We start from the raw sequence: 20,667 nt of genomic DNA, 5'->3' as shown, positions 1-20,667 counted from the left end.
CTGTCACCTGCTACCCAGACGGTCTACATAGATTTTGCCATTGTGGTCGATTGAGCATAGGAACACATCCCGAAAATCCGAAACCCCTTTCTGACGGATCTGTGTTCTCAGCCAAAATCTGGTCTTTCCAATCATCTCCAGATTCTCATCCTGTACCTTTCCATCCATGATCAGCGGAATCGGCAGGCCTTCATATCTGATTTTATGTTTCGGCAATTCAGCATCGCCTGTGCTCTCTCCTGTAGAGTGCTCAGCGTGCTTGCCGCGGTTGGCACCGGAGCTGCTGTTCCCGGTTTGATTGCTGGAGGACACGCTTTTGTCTTTCTCAATGACGGTAAGCTGTCCGCTCGGTTCCAGAATAGCAAATTCAACGTCTGCCGGACTGGTGATATTTTGTCCGCGCAGCTGCAGCAGCAGATCGTCAATGTTGTAGCGCTGTTTGCGCATCTCCCCGCGGTGCAGCTTGCCATCCGAGATGAGAATGCTCGGTTTGCCGTCCATCAGAAGCCGCAGCTTTCTGCTCTTAAGACTGAGCTGTGCAACCAGAACCTGAATTAGCACGAGTGTCGCCATCGGTACAAATCCGTCATAGATCGGCCGTTCAATATCCTCAATGGAAAAAACAGCAATCTCGGCAATCATAATCGAGATCGTCAGATCAAATACAGACAGCTTGCCGATTTCCCGCTTCCCCATAATCCGCATGCTCAGGAAAATGAAGATATACATCAGCACGGTCAGAAAGATATGGGCAGAAATATGCTGGAACATATTCTCTTCGCTCCCCTTCCAGTGTCACCCGCGCAGCTGTTGTGCGGGCTGATTAATGTACCCCTATTCTGGCCTCTGCGCCAAGGGAGCATTCGGAAAACGGCTTATTAATTAATGGTAAAAAAGGCTTCACACTCATTCTTGTACTATTGGGGCAAGCCCCCCCATACAATAGTAAAAACCCGCATAAAAAGCTTAAGCGTAAGCTAACAAAACTTTTAGGAGGTTGTACCATGTACTTATTCCGGCGCCTGTTCTCGTGGAGAATATCGAGTCCTGTGTTATCGGGGTTATGCCGCTCATTCCTTTGGATGCTGCTGGGCGCGCTCGTCCTCTCCTTTTTACTCTGGGGCAGCGGTCTTGAAGAGCAGGATCTTGCAATGTACACCTACATCATACACGGCATCGCCGCTGCATTCGGGGGCTTGACTGCGGGCCGCAGAGCGTCCAGCAAGGGCTGGTATCAGGGAGCGCTCACTGGCGCCCTCTACGGGATTACCGTACTGCTGATTGGATTTCTGGCACTGGACAGCGCTCCTTCCGTTATGGATTGCCTGTGGATTCTGGCTGCTGCAGGTATTGCTGCACTTGGCGGAATGTTTGGAGTCAATCTGCAGAAATCTTAAAATTTATATTTTCCAAAAATCGAACCTGGCCCCCAAAAATATGTTACACTGGTTTCATATGACTATGTGAGGGATCAAGGAGGCTTCGATTGTTTTGCTTTACCAATCAATGAATTTAATCTCGTTGTACACTGTTATAATTGTTGTGTTACTAATCTGGCTTGGTTCCCGGCGCAATCCATTGCAGGCTTTAGTGGAGATTGGAAAAGAACTCCTGCGCTCTTATAAATTTTTGTTGCTGTTTGCGGGTATGTTCGGTGTGCTCTTACTGAATAAATATGAATTGCAGATTGAGCGTAAAATGCAGCTCACCTCGGATTACACCTCGTTCATTTTTGGTCTGGAGGGCCATTTTGTCAGAGGTGTTCAGGAGATCTTCTTCGCTCCGTGGCTGACACCCACTATCGTATTCTTCTACATCTTTATGCTCCAATCGGTGCTTGCTGCTTCGCTTGGCGTCTATTTGCTGGATAAGAACCGCGTGATGCTCTACGCCACCTGCTATGCGATTATCATCAACTATGCCATTGCCATTCCGTTCTATATTTATTTTCCGGTGAATGAGGTCTGGTCCTATGTTCCGGCAGGGGTTCGCTTTACGATGCTGGATGTTTTCCCGAAATTTGAGCAGGAATACAGAGCCCTCTCCGGTCTTAACAATTGCTTCCCAAGTCTGCATACCTCAATTTCCGTCACAACTGCTCTGCTTGCCTTCCGGTCCGGCAACCGCCGCTGGATGGTCATTTCAACAGTCTCTGCGGTAATCATCGTATTTGGGATCTTCTACCTTGGCATTCACTGGTTGACCGACATGCTGGGCGGCACCCTGCTGGCTGTCGTATCAACCACAGTTGCGGTGCAGCTTGCCAAGCTGACTCTGCGCAGCGGAGAGGACAGATTGACTGTCAGAAGCCGTGCCACCAATACCCGCTGATAAATCCAGATAAACCAAGTAGAAACGGCTACGCCGTCCTTAAAAGGACGGCATTCGTTTCAGCGAGAAATATAAGGATAAAGTATAGCGTGAAACTTATACTTTCTTATATTTGCAAAAAAGCGGCATCACTCTTCAAGAAGAGGATGCCGCTTTTTATGTACCGTTTACAAGAACAAGCTACTCTTTATCTTCCACTTCCACAACAGCGTGGCTGATAGAGCCGCGGTCAAAGGTCAGCTTGGTCACATCGTTTACACGCAGGACCACGATATCGTCGGTAATTTCCATGATCGTCCCGTGAAGGCCACCAATGGTCACTACTTTATCGCCTTTTTTCAAAGCTTTCAACATGGAGTTGCGCGTTTTGGTCTTCTTCTGCTGCGGACGAATCAACAGGAAGTAGAATACCACAAACATCAGCACAAATGGGCCTACAAGACCCAATATACTTCCGCCGCCCCCTGCGGCTGATGCGTATTGAAACTGTAACATAATTCTCCCCCCTTTCAAAAAACACTAAGACACAATCCAGGTGTACTAGAAGCCTTTAAGATTATCATATAATCCGTATTGTGCAAAAAACTCATCGCGAAAATCAAGCAGCCGATCTTCCTTGATGGCTTCACGCACCTTACGCATCAATTCCAGCAGGAAGTACAAATTATGGTATGTCGTTAACCGCAAGCCGAAGGTTTCGTCGGCTTTGATCAAATGGCGCAAATAAGCACGGGAATAATTCCGGCAAGTGTAGCAATCGCATTCAGGATCAAGCGGCCCGAAATCACGGGCATACTGCGCGTTGCGTACAACAAGTCTTCCCTGACTGGTCATGGTTGTTCCATTGCGGGCTATACGCGTAGGCAGAACACAGTCGAACATGTCTACTCCGCGGATTGAACCTTCCAGCAGCGCATCCGGGGACCCGACGCCCATCAAATAGCGCGGCTTCCCTTGCGGCAGCAGCGGAACCGTATAATCCAGCACTTCATACATAAGCTGCTTGGACTCTCCGACGCTGAGTCCTCCAATAGCATACCCCGGGAAATCCATGGAAGTCAAATCTGCCGCACTCTGACGCCGCAAATCCTCATACATGCCCCCCTGGACAATAGCGAAGAGCCCTTGGTCTTCAGGACGGGCATGGCTTTTCAGGCATCTTTCGGCCCAGCGTGTGGTACGTTCGAGTGACTTTTTGACGTAATCATACTCTGCCGGATAAGGCGGACATTCGTCAAAAGCCATCATAATATCGGAACCGAGCGCATTCTGAACCTCCATCGCCACTTCCGGCGAGAGGAATTTCGGATCCCCGTTCAAGTGGGAACGGAAATGCACGCCTTCTTCGGAGATTTTGCGCATTTCGCTCAGCGAGAAGACTTGAAAGCCGCCGCTGTCCGTCAGGATCGGCCGGTCCCAGTTCATGAATTTGTGCAGGCCGCCGGCTTCGCGGATAATATCATGGCCCGGGCGCAGAAACAGATGGTACGTGTTGCTCAGAATAATATGCGCGTCCATTTGCTTCAGCTCTTCGGGGCTCATCGTCTTGACGGTGGCAAGTGTGCCGACAGGCATAAATGCAGGCGTCTCAATCACGCCATGCGGAGTATGCACCCGGCCGAGCCGTGCACCGGATTGCTTACAGGTCTTGATGTGTTCATAAGTTATTGCTGCCATATGTGTAATCCTTCCTCTTGCTTAATAAATGAACATTGCGTCGCCGAAGCTGAAAAAGCGGTAATGCTGCTGGATCGCCGCCTCATACGCGGCAAGGATATGCTCCCGGCCAGCCAAAGCGCTCACCAGCATCACCAGTGTTGACTTCGGCAGATGAAAATTTGTAATCAGCGCATTCACTACCGTGAACTCATAACCGGGATAGATAAAAATATCCGTCCAGCCGCTGCAGGCCGCAATCGGTCCGCCCTGGCATTGTCTTCCGACCGTTTCCAGTGTCCGGCAAGAGGTTGTGCCTACAGCGATGATCCGGCCGCCTCTTGCTCTTGCATCATTAAGGATCTCCGCAGTCTCATGCGATAATTCGAAGTACTCGGCATGCATCACATGCTCTTCAACCTTCTCCACCGACATCGGCCGGAACGTTCCCAGTCCGACGTGGAGCGTAATATAAGCAATATTAACGCCTTTGGCGGCAATTTGCTCCAGCAATTCTTCGGTGAAATGCAGGCCTGCGGTTGGTGCGGCCGCCGAGCCTTCATGCTTGGCGTACACCGTCTGATAACGCTCGCGGTCGTCCAGCGTTTCCTTGATGTAAGGTGGAAGCGGCATTGTTCCCAGCCTGTCCAGAATCTCCTGAAATATCCCTGTATAGATGAAGCGAAGCGTCCGGCCACCCATGTCGGACTCATCTTCAATAACAGCACGAAGCTCTTCGCCGAAAATAATTACCGCACCGGTCTTCAGCTTTTTGCCGGGCTTCACCAGCGCTTCCCAGCGGTCTTCGCCCAGATTCTTGAGGAGCAGAACCTCTGCCTTGGCACCAGTGTCTTCCTTGACGCCGAACAGCCTGGCGGGAATCACCCGCGTATCGTTCAGAACCAGAGTATCTCCTGGCTGGAATTGCTCAAGTATATCTGTAAAATGCCGATGCGCAAGTTGTCCGTTCTCCTTGTTCACGAGCAGCAGCCGTGACGCACTGCGGTCCGAAAGGGGAGTCTGGGCAATAAGCTCCTCCGGCAAATGAAAGTCATAATCGTCTACGTTCATGTTCAGTCTTCATTCCTTAACTATAGTAACGTTACTAAAATAGTGTTGCAATATTTGCTTGTAGTCATACCCTTTGTCCGCCATGCCCTTCACACCCCATTGGGACATGCCAAGCCCGTGGCCATTCCCCCAGCCAATAAAATAGAATCCGGGGCTGTTCGTGACTACTCTGGACGAAGCATCTCCGCCCATGACCACCGTCCCGCTTCCGCTTGCCGTCACCTTCCCGGTTGCAGAGAGCACTCCGGCGCTCTGAGAGCTGTTAACGGTTGCCGTAGAGCCGCCAGCGCCTAATACAGTATAACTGCCGGCAGGCACAATATCAAACAATGTACTAGGCAATCCGCCAAACGCAGAACGGAACAAATCAGGGTATTTCACCTGCAGAATCTCCCCGTTGGCTTTTACCTGAGTGACTCTCCCTGAAGGCCCGCGCTGCGTAACCTGCAGACTTGTAATCGAAGAAGGCAGCGAATTTGAGGTCTTGCCTGCCAGGTTTTTGAGCAGCTCCGCAGAGGAGTAAGGTCCCTTGATCCAGCTATAGCTGCCGGATTCAAAGACCTGATTCAGCACTACGGCGTTATCGCCGGGATTAAGCTTGCCGGCAGGACTACCGCTGCTCTCAATAATAGGCAGCGGGCGGATGTTCACATCCTTAGTGGCCGCTGTGGCAATAGCCAGCCCTGCCGCTGTTTTGCTGCCGGTCAATTTGATGTTGTCCTCCCGGGCATAGCCGGAGACACCATTATCAAGCAGCAGATAATACCATTTCTTCGACGCCCCCACTGCCGCAGCGTCCTCAGCACTGGCTACGCTGACAAAATTAGTGCCACCATTGCCCCATACCTCCGAGGGATCTGCCGTCACACCTCCGCTGTTGGAGGAAAAGACCGCTTCAATCACCTTGCCGCCGCTCTTCAGCACCTCACCGGCGGTAGCATCCACCGCTTTGGTGATCACCGGAGCTTCAGCGCCAATGCCGTTATAGACCTGGCTGAGAGTTGTATCGACCACATTTGCGACATCAAAACGGTTGCCTTGAGCCAGCGCGTAGCTGCGCGCCGCCACCGCCTGGGCCTTAAGCGCCTCATCGGGCCAGCCCGATGAGACCTCTCCACCGACGACGGCATACAAATACTGCTCCAGCGGGACTTCATTGATCACAGCCAGCGAACCGTTCAGCCCGCTCAGCTCCAAATTGCCGCGGTAGGTGCGCTTTGAGCGCTCAACCAGTTGAATTCCCGCTGTATTGCCCGCTGCCAAAAACTTGGCACCCGCTCCGGACACGCTGTAATGAAAAGCCTGACCTTCGCTGCTCCAATCCATCCCGGCATCCGTACGGATCATGAGGCCTGGAGTTGAAGTCGCCCCGGCTGAGAGAACCAGTTGTGGCAGCGCGGCCGTAACGGCGGTGCGCAAAGCGGCGAGATCACTGTCATTTGCCGCTTCGCCGACCCACACTTCTACCTGCGCGCTACCGTCCGTTCCGCTCACCAGCGTCTTCCAAGCGTCGAAGCCTGCCGCAGTAATCGTACTCATCACGGTCTCAGCCTCCTGCTGGGTAGCGAACTGTCCGGCAGACAAATGCTTGCTGCCCTTCAGGGCCGGCGCTTGTCCGTCAGGGATGGACAGCCCCGCTTTCCCTACCCGGGCCAGCCCCTCCTTGGCTGCACTCTCACTGACATATGGGCCTGTATACAGCTGGTACACATTCGAGCCGTTCCTTGAAGCAACAAATAACATTGGCTTATCAGAGGTGGCCTGCAGCTTCTTGGCAGCGTCTGCCGCCGCCTGCCATGTGGGACTGTCCATAACCTTGACCTTGTAGCCGTCGAGACTGACACGGATTTTGTTGTTGGCCGGAATTGGAAGTAGCTGCGCGCTTCCGGCTGAACCGGACATCAGGCTGAAGCCCATCGTTGACTGCAGCGTCACGAATGGGACCGTAGATTTATATTTGCTGCCGATATCGGCATATAGTGCGACACGGATGGTTGCATTGGAATCGGCATGGCTGTTTCCGGCAGGAAGAAGCAAGCTGCCCGCAACCAGCGCAGAAGCCAGCAAGCCCATTCCTGTCTTTTTCCACCTGGCAAGATTCATCATGATGCCTCCTAAAAGTTATGTGAGCTTTGGCTTCACTGATTTGCTTCGAATAATCATCTCCTGGCCGGAAGAGTCTGCCCAATTGTAACGGGCTGAGCAGCTCTTATTTCTACTGGAAGTCATTATTTTGCAAGTGAACGGACTCCAGAGCCTTTAGGGGCGGACATTTCACCCCAAATATACCTGCCGAAGAGGCGATAAGCGCTTTACGGTCTGTTAGCTCGGCTAAATGTATCCCTTTCGGGAAAGTAACGGCTTTACGATCCGTAAGGAACAGGAGGATGGATACGACGAATCCCTCTCTCCCCGAACCCCAAAGGCTCCGTCCTAAGCCAAAGATTTAGAACTATAGCTTCGGAAGTATAAGTGCTAAAAAAGATTATTACGGCTGCGGAGGAAGCGGCAGCCCTAAATGCTTATAGGCTGCAGGTGTCACTACTCTCCCCCGCGGCGTCCGCTGCAGGAAGCCGATCTGCAGCAGATACGGCTCATAGACATCCTCGATGGTCTGGCTCTCTTCGCCAATCGTTGCGGCGATTGTATCCAGTCCCACTGGACCGCCGCGAAAAGAGGTGATCATCGACTGCAGCATCTTATGGTCGATGCTGTCCAGACCGCGCGGGTCTACCTGAAGCATCTTCAGCGATTCTCCGGCAATCTCCGGCGTGATAATCCCGTCGCCGCGCACCTGGGCGAAATCTCGTACCCGCTTCAGCAGGCGGTTCGCGATACGCGGAGTCCCCCTTGCACGCAGGGCGATCTCCTCGGCGGCATCGCCAACAATCTCAATGCCCAGCAGTTCGGCATTGCGGGAGACGATGAAGCTTAGCTCATCCATCGTATAATACTCCAGCCGGCTGACGACACCGAAGCGGTCGCGCAGCGGAGCCGACAGCAGTCCGGCGCGTGTCGTCGCGCCGATCAGCGTAAAGGGCGGCAGGTCCAGGCGCACCGAGCGGGCGCTGGGTCCCTTGCCAATCATGATATCCAGCGCAAAATCCTCCATCGCCGGATACATCACCTCCTCCACCGTCCGGTGCAGCCGGTGAATCTCGTCAATGAACAGCACATCACCCTGCTGCAGATTGGTCAGCAGCGCCGCCAGATCTCCGGGCCGCTCAATGGCCGGCCCGGAGGTCGTACGCAGATTGACGCCCAGCTCATTAGCGATAATATTCGCCAGCGTCGTTTTGCCGAGTCCGGGCGGCCCGTACAGCAGCACATGATCCAGCGCTTCACTGCGCATTTTGGCGGCTTCTATATATATCTTCAGATTCTCTTTCACCTGATTCTGTCCGATATACTCCCCGAGGTAACGAGGGCGCAGGCTTAACTCCACAGCTTGCTCGTCCATCATCAGATTGGCCGAAATAATCCGGTCATCCATTGTATCCATCACTCCGTTCCTTCAAGCAGCCTACTTGGCTATATACAGCAGTCCCAGCGCCTTCTTCATCAGCACATCGACAGTTCCGATGTCAGAGCCCTCTTTCTTCATAGTCAGCCATACCCGGTCCAGCTCAGCATCCGTATAACCAAGCGCCTTCAGGCCGTCCCGTGCTTCTTCCCAAGGAAGAGCCTCCTCCGCAGCCTGGGCTTCGGCAGCAACCGCGAATAGTCCGGTCTGTATCGGCACTGTGCTCAGGCCATCCAGCTTGTCGCGCAGATCAAGAATCATCCGCTGCGCCGTTTTCTTGCCGATTCCCGGCAGCTTCGTCAGGAACGTAATGTTCTCCTGGTAGATCGCTGAAATCAACTGGTCAGGCGTGCCGCCGGTCAGAATGCCCAGCGCCACACGCGGCCCGATGCCGGATACCTCAATCAGCTTGCGGAACAGCTTCTGCTCTTCTCTCGTCGGGAACCCGAACAGCAGCGTGGCATCCTCGCGTGTCTGGTAATGAATGTAGACCATCACCGGACCCTCCACCTTGGCAAAAGCATACGGATTCGGACAAAATACCCGGTAGCCGACACCCTGAACATCCAGCACTACATATTCCGGCTCCAAATGTACAACCGGACCTCTTAAATAATCTATCATCTTCGCAATACCTCATTTAACTTGGAATTTAGACTAACCGAATGGGCGTGGCATACCGCCACAGCCAGCGCATCCGCGACATCATCGGGCTTCGGGACAGCGGACAGCTTCAGCAGCAGCTTCACCATTTCCTGTACCTGCTTCTTCTCAGCCTTGCCGTAGCCAACCACAGCCTGCTTCACCATCATCGGGGTATATTCCGAGACGGGGAGTCCGCGCTGCACAGCAGCCAGGATCAGCACACCCCTTGCCTGTGCTACCGGGAGCGCCGTGGTCACATTGCGGCTGAAGAACAGCTTCTCCACCGCAACCGCATCAGGCTTGTATTTATCAATGAGCTGCACCATGCCTTCATAGACATGCAGCAGACGTTCCTCCTCAGGCGTGTGCGCCTCGGTCTGGATGCATCCGTATTGAACCGGAGTCAATCTATTTCCTTCCTTCTCTATGAAGCCAAAGCCGACGATCGCCAGCCCGGGGTCAATTCCCAAGATGCGCAAGTCCAATCTCTCCTCTGAACAGGAAGGATATTCCTTCTGTTTCATCCATTTTCCCGCCGTAAAGCGAACATATGTATTCCTTCAACCCATTATAGCAAAAATCCTTCTCCCGGAGAAAGAAATTTGCCCGCTATAATAGAGTGAGGTCAAGAATCCTATCATTTAACTAAAAAAGCGAGTCTGCAATGTTGCTCCCGTGCAGAACCCGCTCTCCTATTATTCAATTAAGCCATTCTATCTATTAGTGCGGAATAATATCCTTCAGACCGCCAAGAAAATATCATTATAAGTAATTTTTACCACTAGGACAATTGTCGCTACTATATTTAATTGTATACCGGTGTGTTAAATGCAGGCCTTTCGCTGACGATACCGCAATACAGCTACAGATATGCACAACAAACTGATATAACTCAGGGTTTATAATAAGTTCAAGAACAATTTAGCAATATTATGGAGGTTATTATGAACTGGAAAACAGTGATTGAACAGACACTTGTAACCACCCGCCTGAACATAAAGCGCTTTGGAGACGAATTTCCGATTGTCAGCCAGGGGGACGGCAAATATCATCTGACCGATCAGAACAACTGGACAGAGGGCTTCTGGTCCGGGATACTATGGCTGAGCTATGAATATAGCCAGGATCCCGAATTTTACTATTCAGCGATTCAAACGGTCGATTCTTTCCGGAAGCGCCTGGAGGCGGGGAAGGATCTCGATCACCATGACATCGGTTTCTTATATTCACTGTCCGCCATGGCCCGCTGGACTGTCGATCAGGACGAGTCAGCCCGTCTGCTGACGCTGCAGGCAGCCGATGTGCTGATGAAGCGCTGGCGCGCTGTTCCGCAGCTGCTACAGGCGTGGGGGCCGGAAGGCGATGCCGACAACGGTGGCCGGATTATTATTGACTGCCTGATGAATCTTCCGCTGCTGTTCTGGGCCACAGAACAGACCGGAGACCGCCGCTATGCCGACTGTGCCCTCATCCAGGCCGAACAAAGCTGCCGGTTCCTGGTCAGGGGAGACGACTCCTCCTACCATACGTTTTATTTCGATCAGAAAAATGGGGATGCGGTGCGAGGCGGGACCGGGCAGGGTCTCCGCAACGGCTCCACCTGGACGCGCGGCCAGGCCTGGGGCGTTTATGGCTTTGCCCTAGCTTACCGCTACACGCGGGATGAGCGTTATCTGGACACCTCGCTGAGGCTGGCCCGCTATTTTCTGGAGCATCTTCCCGCTGACCATGTCGCCTACTGGGATTTCGACGCGCCGCAAGAAGAAGGGACGCCGCGCGACAGCTCGGCATCTGCTATCTTTGTATGCGGTGTCCTTGAGCTGCTGGAGCATTTGCCGGAGCATGAGCCGCAGCGGGCCTTGCTAAGCGAAGCGGTAAACAAGTCGATGGACTCCCTGGTCCAGAACTATTTTACGGCCGGCAGCCTGACGGAAGAAGGCTTTCTGCGGCACGGTTCCTATTCCGTCAGAGTGAGCTCGTCCCCCGACGATTTCATGATCTGGGGCGACTATTTCTTTCTGGAGGCGTTGCTGCGGCTGCAGCAGGGTGTGCCGGGCTACTGGTATGGGCGGTGAGCCAATGACCGTAACTGCATTTCGTACAACTAAAACGCCTACTTTGCTGCAAATGATCAACTTAGTTGTATTTTGTACAATAAAAAAACGGCAAGAGCCTTGTTTAAGCCAATATAAGCAAATTTAGGTGTACAGAATACAACTATTTGCTTCAGCTGCAGCCTTTCGCCGATTTTAGTTGTACAGAATGCAGCTATTTTCGGGCGGGCTACAAATCTCACCACCGGGTATTTATACTAAGAGGTAATATTGGTTTATAAGGAGCGCTGCATGAACAGGAACAATGATCTGCCGCAGGGGCCGGAGCCCGGTCTGTTGATGTACAACTACAAATATGTTGACGGGGAAGCGAACTGGTATCATGCGCACAGGGGGATTGAGCTGCTGTACATTTACAGCGGACATGGCGAGATTATGGCCGAAAATCAGATCTATCCGATCCAGGATCATACGCTGGTCTGGTTCCAGCCTTATCAGCTGCACCGTGTGCTGGTCCCTCCGGCCTCCGGCCGTTCCTATATGCGGACCAATCTGACCTTTGACCCCGGTATTCTGGAGCATTATCTGACGGCTTTTCCTTTACTGGAGAAGTTCTTCCGCAGCTTATGGAAGGGCAATCTGCAGCAGCCGGTCTTCTATGACATGCAGAATACGCGGATTCCTGACGTGCTGGACGAATTACAGCATACCGTCAATAGCACAGCTGCGGACAGGGAGGAACATACGGGATTGCTGCTGCTTCAGCTGATCCGGCTGCTGCAAAGCCAACTCTCAGGCACCTTAACCCAAGATTTCCCGCTCCAGTCACGCGGAGACTCGCATGCCGGGCGGATCACTGAATGGCTGGATGAGCATTACAAGGAGCATTTTCGCCTGGAAGCATTGGCTGACGCCATGCACCTGTCGCCGTACCATATTTCGCATCTGTTCAAAGAGTACGCCGGGATCACACTGTCCGGGTATCTGATGCAGCGGCGGGTCCGGGAAGCCTGCATTCTGCTTGCCAACACCACCAAGTCCGTTCAGGAGATTGCAGCAGAAGTGGGCCACCTCTCCCCGCCGTATTTCTGCCAGATGTTCAAAAAACAAAAAGGTCTTTCGCCGGAGAAGTACAGGAAGAGCATCCGCTGAATTCGGCAAAAGATCACAAATTCGCTAACAACACTCCAAGCGCATTATCGATAAACGACCGGTCAGGCCGCGCCTTCAGCAATACCGTTATCCCGATTAACGAGACGACCAGGCTCTGGGCCAGGGCCTTGGAGTTAGTCTCTTTTTGTAGTTCGCCTGACCGTACGCCCCGCTCAATCGTTTCCTGGAACAGACTGCCCTCCCCTTCGTATTCCTCATCAACTAAACCTTTAAAGTAATGAGTACGCCGGGAGGACACTGTCGGAGTCACCACAAAAAACGCCCTTATGCAACGGAGCGATGAACTACCATTGTGGCTAAGGGCGGGTAAATTGTGCTATAGGTGATGGAGACAAGGTGATAGGTGGTGCTGCGTGGTACTTGCTTTAGTGCAGGTTACTTAATCATTACCGGTGGGGTTCGGCATTAACGCAGAATTGATAACTTCGATACCATCGGATGTTGTGGGGCAGCGTTTCCTTGCCCCGTCTGCCTATGGCTTGCCGCGTGCCGCTGGTCGCTGACCATCGTCCGCCCCCTGCCTGCAGAACAGTATGCCACTGCCAAACACTACAGCGCCTTGGAACAGTACATTATATTTGGAGCACTACACCAGCACGCTTCGGACTCCAGAGCCCTTATTTACTGGAAATCGCCTCATCTCGCAGGCTAACGGACCTCAGTGACGTTATTCCACCATTTTGCTTGCTAACGTCCGCTGTTTCGTTCAAATAACGGCGCTACGGTCCGTTAATGATTACGGATGGGCTTTTTATTGCAAAATAACGTCTTCTCAGTCCGTTAGAGCACATGTGGAACAGTACACTACCGGCAGAACTCCGCATACCTCCAAAACCCACCACACCCCTGGAACACAACCCATATAACACTAAGCCGCAACATCCAGAACACTGCGCCTATTGTCTAGAGAGTCACCTCAACCTTGACGGATTGGCGTCCGGGATAAGGCGGGAGGACATTGCCTTCAATCGGCTCGCCGTTGACGGTGATTTTTTGGACACCTTTGCTGACTTTACTGGCATTCGTAACCGTGATGTCGTAGACGCAGCCCCGGAAACGGCGTTTCACCGCGAAGCCCTCCCAATCCGCCGGGATGCAGGGATCGATGGACAAGCCCTCCAGCACCGGCTTCACGCCCAATATATATTGGGTTGCAGCAACATACATCCAAGCAGCTGTTCCGGTTAACCAGGAGACATTGGCAAGGCCGAACTTGTCGGACTCCGGACCAAATAGGTTGGAGGCGTAGACGTAGGGTTCTGCTTTGTAGCGCCATAAGCCGGCCTTGTCCATGGCCACATTCGGCAGCAGCTGGCGGTAATATTTGTAGGCCAAATCTCCCCGGCCCAGTATGCACTCGGCGATTATCGCCCATGTATTCGCGTGGCAGAAGACCGCGCCGTTCTCCCCGGTACCCTTATTGTAGTTAGTAAGCGGATCGGCCGGGTCGGGGAAGGTGGTGATCGACGGGTGGATTTTTTTGATGCCGAGCTCCGTATCCAGCATCTCACGGACGCTGTCCATAGCCATCAGGCTTTTATCATGATCGGCCATGCCGGACAGGGTGGCCCAGGTCTGGGCGTTGAGCCAGATTTTGGCTTCGTCGTGCTCGTCGCTGCCGAGGAACCGGCCGTCGTCCATAATGGCCCGCCGGAACCAGCGTCCATCCCAGCCGGTGCTGTTAACCAGCTTACGCTGGGTCTCGTACATTTCGGCATACCGGATGGCATCCTCCGGTTGGCCGGCAGCGGCCGCGAGATCGATCATCCGCAGCAGCACCATACCTAGTTGCATCGATGTCCAGATGCTCTCGCCCCGCCCCTCGCGGCAGACGCGGAACAACTGGTCGTTCCAGTCCGAGCGCAGCATTAACGGGAAGCCACGCTCCCCCAGCTGGGATGCGGTAAAATCAATCGCCGCCTTCAAATGCTCATACACTGTGCCCTCGCCGCCGTCATAATAAGGAATTGTTGCCTTCAGAAAAGCGGCATTCCCGGTTTCCGCCAGCAAATCCCACGCCGCCAGCGCCGTCCACAGATGATCATCGGAATGGATGCTCGTTACCGGCTCCCAGCCTTCGTTCGGGAAGAAATAATGGTTCACATGCCCGTCCCTATACTGCTGGCCCAACAATAGCTGTAATTTGTCAAAAGCCGCCTCCGTGTCAAAAGGCACGACCGCCAGAATATCCTGCGCAGTATCACGGTAACCTACCCCGCGGAATGTGCCGGTGGCATAAAAGGAGATATTGCGCGAGAACAAAAAATTTCGGTGCGCCTGATACGGATTCCAGATGTTAATCATCCGCTCGGCATCCTGATCCGGCAGCCGGCTCTCCCATGCTCCCAGATAATCTGCCCAGTTCTCCTGCAGCGCCCGGTAAGAGGCTTCCACGAAGCGTACTTCCCGAGAATGGGCGATAGCCCGGGTAACCTCCGCCTCATCCGCTGCCGTACCCAAAAAGACATTGACCGTCCGGCTCTCGCCCGGCTCAAGCGTCAGGTTGAACTGCAGCGCGCCGCACGGGTCGCCGCCCATCAGCGTCGAACCGGTGCAGCCGCCATTTTCGATAGCTACCGGATTCGATTCACTGCGGTAGCAGCCGATAAATTCCTCGCGGTCGCCATCATAACCGGCAAGCGGTGTATCAGCAGCCAGGTAGACAAGCGGCGTCTCATCCGGCTTCGGCTGGTTCTCAACCCCGTAACGGTATACCAGCGCCTCATCGTCATGATACTGCACCGAGACCTGATGTTTGTTGTAGCACTGCCACTGCAGCTCACGCATAAACTCCATCATGCCGAACTCGATATAGGCGTAGATTTTTAGCTCTTGCGGCGCACTCCCGTGATTGGTCAGGGTCAGATTCCAGATCAGCGAATTTTCATAGGGTCCGACAAAATACACCGTCCGCGCTGCGATATCCCCGCGCTTCGCCTCAAAACGGGTATATCCCATGCCGTGGGCACTCTTCCACTCCTCCGGTTTGTCCAGGGCGGGTTCGCTGGTCGGGCACCAGTAGCGGCCTGTGTCGGCATTTTGTATATAAATGTACGGACCGGAACGGTCCATCGGCAGGTGGAAAAAGCGGTAGCGCGTGATCCGCCAGATCTGCGGGGACTTGTAAAAAGCCACCCCGCCGCCCGCATGCGACAGCATCGTATGAAAGGTGCCGTTCGACAGATAGTTCATCCAAGGCGTCGGCATATCATGCCGGTTGAACTCCACCTCCTTCTCCGCGTCCCTGAAGGTATAATACTCTTTTGGATCAGCATATTTGATGTTCTCCTTGTTCACGGGCTCCAGCTCCTTTGTCATCCAATTCGGATTATTTCGGCTCTACCTCGTCCAGGGTCAGGCGGTATTCCAGGCCCTTCATATAGCTGCCGTCCTCGTTCAAAAATGTCAGGCCGAACGTCAGGTCACCGTCCCCGGCCTGCACGATGGCAATCAGCCGGTTGAGGCCGGATTGCAGGGTAAGTTCGCGTTCCGGCTCGGCAACAGGTGCGCCGTTCAAATAAATCTCGTATGGCACGGCCGTGTTGACGCGCAGGCGTCCCATGTGAAGCCGTTCCTCGGCTCCCGCTGCTTCCGGCACATGCACAAAACAGCTCAGAAACCAGGGAACCCCACCGGCATTTTGAATACGCAAAGTGCCGTCTCCAGAGCGCCGCTCCTTTTTTTGCATCCAGCCGTACAGGCCTTCCCCCAGATTATTCAGCGAAAACGCCGGATCGGTGTAATAAGCCTTCATCTGTGCAAAATCAATGTAGGGCGGGCAGGGCAGCGCCATCATCGTTTCCACTGTCCACTCTCCGTCGCCCTTCACGCTATCCAGCAGGCCGTCATCGAAAGACGCTCCCAGATTGGCGAGCAGACGGGTATACAGGCGCAGCGCCTTTTCGCTATCCGGATCCGTCAGCAGCTGAGAGCAGATTACAGAGCCCGCTCCGATCTTGACCTCGGTGAGGAAGGTTCCCGGCGGGGAGACGTTGCGGCGGTTCAGCTCAACCAGCGCCAGACGGCTGTATTCTGCCGTGTACCCATGGACGAAATAATCCTTCCAGGCCGTGCCTTCGACGCTCGTGCAGAGCCTCCCGGCGTCCGGAATCTCCAGGCTGTTCCCGGCCAGCACGGCGTTCCTGACCTCACGCGGCGACAAGAATACTTTGTCGAAGCCGAACAGGTCGACAGGGCTGAACCCGCGCACGGCGGCATGGCCGTAGTCCACCGCCAAGTGATACGCCTCGTGCGGCTTCACGCGCACGGGGCGCTCCAGCAGGCGCCCAAGCGCCGCCTGCTGGCGTTCCTCCGCCGGCAGTAGCAGCACCTGCCCGCCGGCTTCCGCATGACGCCGCAGCGCTTCGGCAGCGCCCGGCGTCTCCAGCATGCAGGCTTCGGCCACGATCAGGCCGAAGTCCTGCATGCTACTGCCCGGCGCTGGCGATTCCAGCCCCGTGTACCGCAGCCGCAGCCTGCTGAGCAGGGCTGCGGCTTCACTGCCCGGCCGCACCAGTGCGGCGGCCGGCCTTGCAGGAATGCCGGCGGTGCCCCCGCCGGCATAAACCAGCAGGTTCCGCAGCAGCAGACAAGCCTGCGGAACCTGCTCCAGATTCGCCATCAGCTCCAGCTGGCTGGCGAGGAACAGGCCCGCTCCGCTGCGGTACTCCAGGAGCGGCGACCACAGATCGCCGCCGTCACCGAAATCGCCTGCGCTGCATTCCAGCAGCAGGGTGAAATCGCCTACCGCCGGCTTCTCGAAGGCGGCGCGGATGATCGGCAGCGGTCCGTCTTCCCGCAGCTCCTCGTGCCAGAACATCAGATCCCCGTCGCCCAGCCCCTCCAGCACCGGGTGGAGGCAGCTGCCGGCATGGGCGCGGAAGAACGGCCGCCGCGAGAGCGGCAGCTTGCCCAGCGACAGCTGGTCCTGCTCCAGCAGCAGCAGCCGGCCGCCGCGCGCCACGAACGCCTTCAGCTGCGCTTCCAGCGTGCCGTCCTCATCCTTCGCCCGGCTGCCTACAATAAGCAAATAGTCAGCCGGCAGTTCAGCCAGCAAGGCCAGGTCTGCCCTTATGCAGCCTGGAACAAGCGGGAGAAGGTACTCATTATCGCGATCCGTTCCGCAATAGGCCACCCGCCGCTGAAGGTTCACCGGCTGCTGTAATAGGCTTGCGGAGACGATCCGGTATTCCTTGGACAGCTTGTGCACCTGCCGGCCGCCGTGGAACAGCAGCGCCGTCAACACCGCCTGCTCTCCAGAAGCAGCGGACACCGGCATCCAGGTAAATGAAATGACCTCATGACCGGCAGGCTTCTGGAAGAAGCTGAAGCTCTGTTCATGAACCAGCTTGTTCCCTTGGCGGATTACTACATCCACCCGGACCTCCTGCCCGGAATAAGTATCGTTATAAACGTCGAAGCTGCGGGCAACCGGCTTATCGTCATAGAAGCAACCGTTGTACTCGGCAGCGATAATCGTTGCCGGCTTCAGCGCCTCAGCCATAATGGCAAAAGCCGGATTGGGCGAATACAGCGGATATTTCTCCGGCAGCAGGCCGTTATTGATCGTTAGGGAATAGGCGGGAACTATTGTTGGCTTCACCCCTGGTGATGCCGGGTCAGCAGGCGGCAGAGTGAGGTTCTCCTCCGGCATCGCCTGCATGAAATAATGGGCGAAATTGAAGGTAGAGATGCCAGATACTTCCTGCCGTCTGGCATACTCTACGAACAGCCGCTCCTTCTGCGCCAGTCCTGCGGTGCTCTCATCTGTTCCCCAGTAAACCTCAAGTCCGCTATACATACTGCTGTTCTGCGGACAGATATACCACCAGCCGCCGTGCTCCCCGAAGGTCAGCGGTACACTCCGGTCCCACTGGCTGATCGTGCCGTCGATGTTGTAATGGCAGCTCTCCACCTCGGTATGCTCTTTGGACAGCAGCCGGTTGTCACCTTCGGCGATCACCGGCCGGGTCGGATCAAGCGCACGGATGTCGTCCATCAGACCTGGCATATGCTGCTTGAAGCCATCCCGTCCGTCCACCCAGCGCATTTCGTTCTGCAGGCTCCAGAGGATGACGGAGGGATGGTTTTTATCGCGTTGTACCAGCCGCCGCACATGCTGCCGGCAGTTCTCCACATAGTCGGGATGATCCGCCAGCATCGATTTGCCCGAGCCGTAGATCGCCGTCTCATCGACGATCAGCATGCCTTCTTCATCTGCGATACGCAGATAATCAGCTGGATAAGGCTCGGCATGCAGCCGGATGCTGTTGATGCCCACGCTGAGGCTGATGCGGTACCAGTTGCGGATATAGTCTTCTGTCATCTGCAGGGCGCCCTGAAAATGCCAGGAATCCCCGCGCAGATTGAGCGGAATGCCGTTCAGCATAAACTGCGGGCCTTCACACCAGAATTCGCGGAAACCGAATACCTGCACCTGCCGGTCGATGACCACTCCGCCTTCGAGCAGTTCCAGTTCCACAGTGTACAAAAACGGTGTATCCGGGCTCCACAGCTTGACATCGCTCCAGTCCAGATCGAAGGAAGCGCTGTACACTGTCCCCGTCCGCATGTTCTCACACCGTCTGAGCTTCTCCGCAGCCGCGGCATCGCCGCCAGACTCGGCGGGACATTCAGCGGACAGAACCAACCCCGATGAAATAGTGACTCCGGAATCCTCCGTCCCTTCCGGCCCCTCCACAGCCCGCAGCAGCACCCCCTTTTCCCGGATGCCCAATCTGACCGTCAGCGGGCCATTCACGGCAGTTGATTCCGCCGCACAGGCCAGTGCCTTGACCTCAATCCGTCCTTCCCTGACAGAAGTGCGGATGGTTACATCCTCCAGCGACAGCACGGGATAACCCTCCAGATATACATCCTGCCAGATTCCCCGGCTGATTCTTCCATACCAGGAGCCCATTAGCCCGGTGATTTTGGACTGGCCGTTCGGAAGCGTCACGGTATCGAAACCGCTGCACACGACATGCAGATGATGCTCCCGCCCCAGCTCGACCAGTGAAGTAATATCGAGTCTCAGCGGCAGATATCCGTCCTCCCAGATGCCAACCTCCTGGCGGTCCACATAGATGACAGCCTTCTGCATGATCCCGTCCAGCCGCAGCACGATCCGCTGCCCGGCCATGCTCTCCGGCACCCGGAAGCTCCGGTGCAGCACACCTGCTTCAGCGGCATCCCACTCCTGCGGATACCCGTACAGGTCAAACGGAGCATAATCATACTCCGGAATGCTGCCGAAGCGCTTGCCGTCCGGCTGCGGATAGGTCCGTCTCCAGCTGGACGGGACCTGCACCTTGCGCGCTTCATACATAATCGTTTCAGGCAGCCTGCGGCACTGCGGCTGATCATACAGGGGCATGAAATCCCAGTCCCCGTTCAGACAAAATAAATTACGCATGCTCTATCCCCAGCTTTCCTTTGGACAAATTCACCTCAAGCACAAGCTCCAGCCTCCGCCACAGCTCCTGGCCCACCGGCATTCCCTTCCATTTCAAAAAATGCGGCTCCATCACTTCCCCCCAGTTCACCGGACGCAGCGCCGTCTTCAGTTTCCCTTCATAGGGAGCCGGCTCCCAGGTGTCCGGCTGCTCCGCATAGAAAAACAGCATATTCTCATGCAGCCCGATGATGCCGTATTTATCCCCGTCCCCCGGACGTTCCTCCTGGTACTGGTAGTGGTAATAAATATAGCTGGCGGCCTCTTCAGGCTTCAGCATTGCAAGCCGCCCGTAAGGCACACTTTCCGGGTTCCGGCGCTCCCAGTGCTCCACTGATATCGGCTGCTGATAATGAAAAATATCCGTAAGCGGCGCCCAGCGCCGTCCCCGCTCCCCGCCGGGCCACACAGCAAGGCGCTCTGCAGCTTCCGGCAATAAAGCTTCCGGCGCTGCTTCCGCCCCCAGACATTCGTAATATAGAAACAGCTGGCTGCCGCAGGCAAACAAGCTCAAATGATCTACAGCAAGCCGCTCCATCGCCCCGCGAAGTGAAATCTGCAGCTCCCGGCTCCGGAAAAAAGCGGCGGCCTCCTTACCTTCCAGCCCTTCGGCTCTGTACATACAACGCTTCATGCCGTACCTCCCTATGCTTAAGTTCACCTTCATGTTATCGCATACAATCCTTATCCGCCTTGACGATGGCGACCATGTTTAGCATGATAACGACATGGGCTGGCACAGCCATTTTCCGGCGCTCATC

16 protein-coding genes are annotated in these 20,667 nt (G+C 54.9%); 4 read left to right on the top strand and 12 right to left on the bottom strand.

Annotated elements, in window-relative coordinates; genetic code table 11:
* Positions 1 to 3: 3 nt before the first annotated feature.
* Positions 4 to 771, bottom strand: coding sequence for a YetF domain-containing protein (locus tag AC0LWN_RS11045; protein ID WP_474665152.1), 768 nt, complete (start codon positions 769 to 771; stop codon positions 4 to 6).
* 233 nt (positions 772 to 1,004) lie between these two features.
* Between AC0LWN_RS11045 and AC0LWN_RS11040 the strand changes: the two genes are divergently transcribed.
* A complete protein-coding gene (locus tag AC0LWN_RS11040; protein ID WP_458963833.1) occupies positions 1,005 to 1,397 on the top strand; it encodes a TIGR04086 family membrane protein in 393 nt (130 codons plus the stop codon).
* Between the two features lie 94 nt (positions 1,398 to 1,491).
* Positions 1,492 to 2,331: a phosphatase PAP2 family protein gene (locus AC0LWN_RS11035; protein WP_474665150.1), complete on the top strand. Its 840-nt coding sequence runs from the start codon at positions 1,492 to 1,494 to the stop codon at positions 2,329 to 2,331.
* Positions 2,332 to 2,511: 180 nt separating this feature from the next.
* Here the strand turns inward: AC0LWN_RS11035 and yajC are convergent, their stop codons facing one another.
* The 7 genes from yajC to ruvC form a co-directional block, all read right to left on the bottom strand.
* Positions 2,512 to 2,826 (bottom strand): preprotein translocase subunit YajC, encoded by a 315-nt coding sequence (gene yajC / locus AC0LWN_RS11030; protein WP_458963835.1) that lies wholly within the window; start codon positions 2,824 to 2,826, stop codon positions 2,512 to 2,514.
* 45 nt (positions 2,827 to 2,871) lie between these two features.
* Complete coding sequence (tgt, locus tag AC0LWN_RS11025) at positions 2,872 to 4,008, bottom strand: tRNA guanosine(34) transglycosylase Tgt (RefSeq protein WP_458963836.1); 1,137 nt, start codon at positions 4,006 to 4,008, stop codon at positions 2,872 to 2,874.
* Positions 4,009 to 4,029: 21 nt separating this feature from the next.
* On the bottom strand, positions 4,030 to 5,058 hold the full coding sequence (gene queA / locus AC0LWN_RS11020; RefSeq protein WP_474665148.1) for a tRNA preQ1(34) S-adenosylmethionine ribosyltransferase-isomerase QueA: 1,029 nt from the start codon (positions 5,056 to 5,058) through the stop codon (positions 4,030 to 4,032).
* 9 nt (positions 5,059 to 5,067) lie between these two features.
* Positions 5,068 to 7,164, bottom strand: a complete 2,097-nt coding sequence (locus AC0LWN_RS11015) for a SpoIID/LytB domain-containing protein (RefSeq protein WP_474665146.1) — start codon at positions 7,162 to 7,164, stop codon at positions 5,068 to 5,070.
* Between the two features lie 382 nt (positions 7,165 to 7,546).
* The gene (gene ruvB / locus AC0LWN_RS11010) at positions 7,547 to 8,551 is read right to left on the bottom strand and encodes a Holliday junction branch migration DNA helicase RuvB (protein ID WP_458963930.1); all 1,005 of its coding nucleotides are present in this window, start codon (positions 8,549 to 8,551) and stop codon (positions 7,547 to 7,549) included.
* A 30-nt stretch (positions 8,552 to 8,581) separates the two neighbouring features.
* Positions 8,582 to 9,205, bottom strand: a complete 624-nt coding sequence (gene ruvA / locus AC0LWN_RS11005) for a Holliday junction branch migration protein RuvA (RefSeq protein ID WP_458963839.1) — start codon at positions 9,203 to 9,205, stop codon at positions 8,582 to 8,584.
* Positions 9,202 to 9,705 carry a crossover junction endodeoxyribonuclease RuvC gene (ruvC, locus tag AC0LWN_RS11000; RefSeq protein ID WP_458963840.1) on the bottom strand — a complete coding sequence of 168 codons (504 nt, stop codon included), beginning with the start codon at positions 9,703 to 9,705 and terminating at the stop codon, positions 9,202 to 9,204. The genes ruvA and ruvC overlap by 4 nt, the downstream gene beginning before the upstream one ends.
* Positions 9,706 to 10,170: 465 nt before the next feature.
* Here ruvC and AC0LWN_RS10995 point away from each other — a divergent pair, with 465 nt between their 5' ends.
* Together AC0LWN_RS10995 and AC0LWN_RS10990 are read left to right on the top strand one after the other, a co-directional pair.
* Positions 10,171 to 11,301 carry a glycoside hydrolase family 88 protein gene (locus AC0LWN_RS10995; RefSeq protein WP_474665144.1) on the top strand — a complete coding sequence of 377 codons (1,131 nt, stop codon included), beginning with the start codon at positions 10,171 to 10,173 and terminating at the stop codon, positions 11,299 to 11,301.
* A 270-nt stretch (positions 11,302 to 11,571) separates the two neighbouring features.
* Positions 11,572 to 12,432 carry a helix-turn-helix transcriptional regulator gene (locus AC0LWN_RS10990; protein ID WP_474665142.1) on the top strand — a complete coding sequence of 287 codons (861 nt, stop codon included), beginning with the start codon at positions 11,572 to 11,574 and terminating at the stop codon, positions 12,430 to 12,432.
* Positions 12,433 to 12,445: 13 nt separating this feature from the next.
* Here AC0LWN_RS10990 and AC0LWN_RS10985 read toward each other — a convergent pair whose 3' ends face one another.
* The 4 genes from AC0LWN_RS10985 to AC0LWN_RS10970 all read right to left on the bottom strand — a co-directional run bounded on the left by AC0LWN_RS10985 (position 12,446) and on the right by AC0LWN_RS10970 (position 20,540).
* Positions 12,446 to 12,706, bottom strand: a complete 261-nt coding sequence (locus tag AC0LWN_RS10985; RefSeq protein WP_474665140.1) for a hypothetical protein — start codon at positions 12,704 to 12,706, stop codon at positions 12,446 to 12,448.
* A gap of 650 nt (positions 12,707 to 13,356) precedes the next feature.
* Positions 13,357 to 15,750: a GH36-type glycosyl hydrolase domain-containing protein gene (locus tag AC0LWN_RS10980; protein ID WP_474665138.1), complete on the bottom strand. Its 2,394-nt coding sequence runs from the start codon at positions 15,748 to 15,750 to the stop codon at positions 13,357 to 13,359.
* 31 nt (positions 15,751 to 15,781) lie between these two features.
* Complete coding sequence (locus tag AC0LWN_RS10975) at positions 15,782 to 19,867, bottom strand: glycoside hydrolase family 2 protein (RefSeq protein WP_474665136.1); 4,086 nt, start codon at positions 19,865 to 19,867, stop codon at positions 15,782 to 15,784.
* Complete coding sequence (locus AC0LWN_RS10970) at positions 19,860 to 20,540, bottom strand: hypothetical protein (RefSeq protein ID WP_474665134.1); 681 nt, start codon at positions 20,538 to 20,540, stop codon at positions 19,860 to 19,862. The genes AC0LWN_RS10975 and AC0LWN_RS10970 overlap by 8 nt, the downstream gene beginning before the upstream one ends.
* Positions 20,541 to 20,667: the final 127 nt, after the last annotated feature.

The organism is Paenibacillus sp. sgz302115 (genome assembly GCF_056120445.1).
Note: the sequence above shows the minus strand (reverse complement) of the source record. Positions and strands in the feature narration are given on the sequence as shown.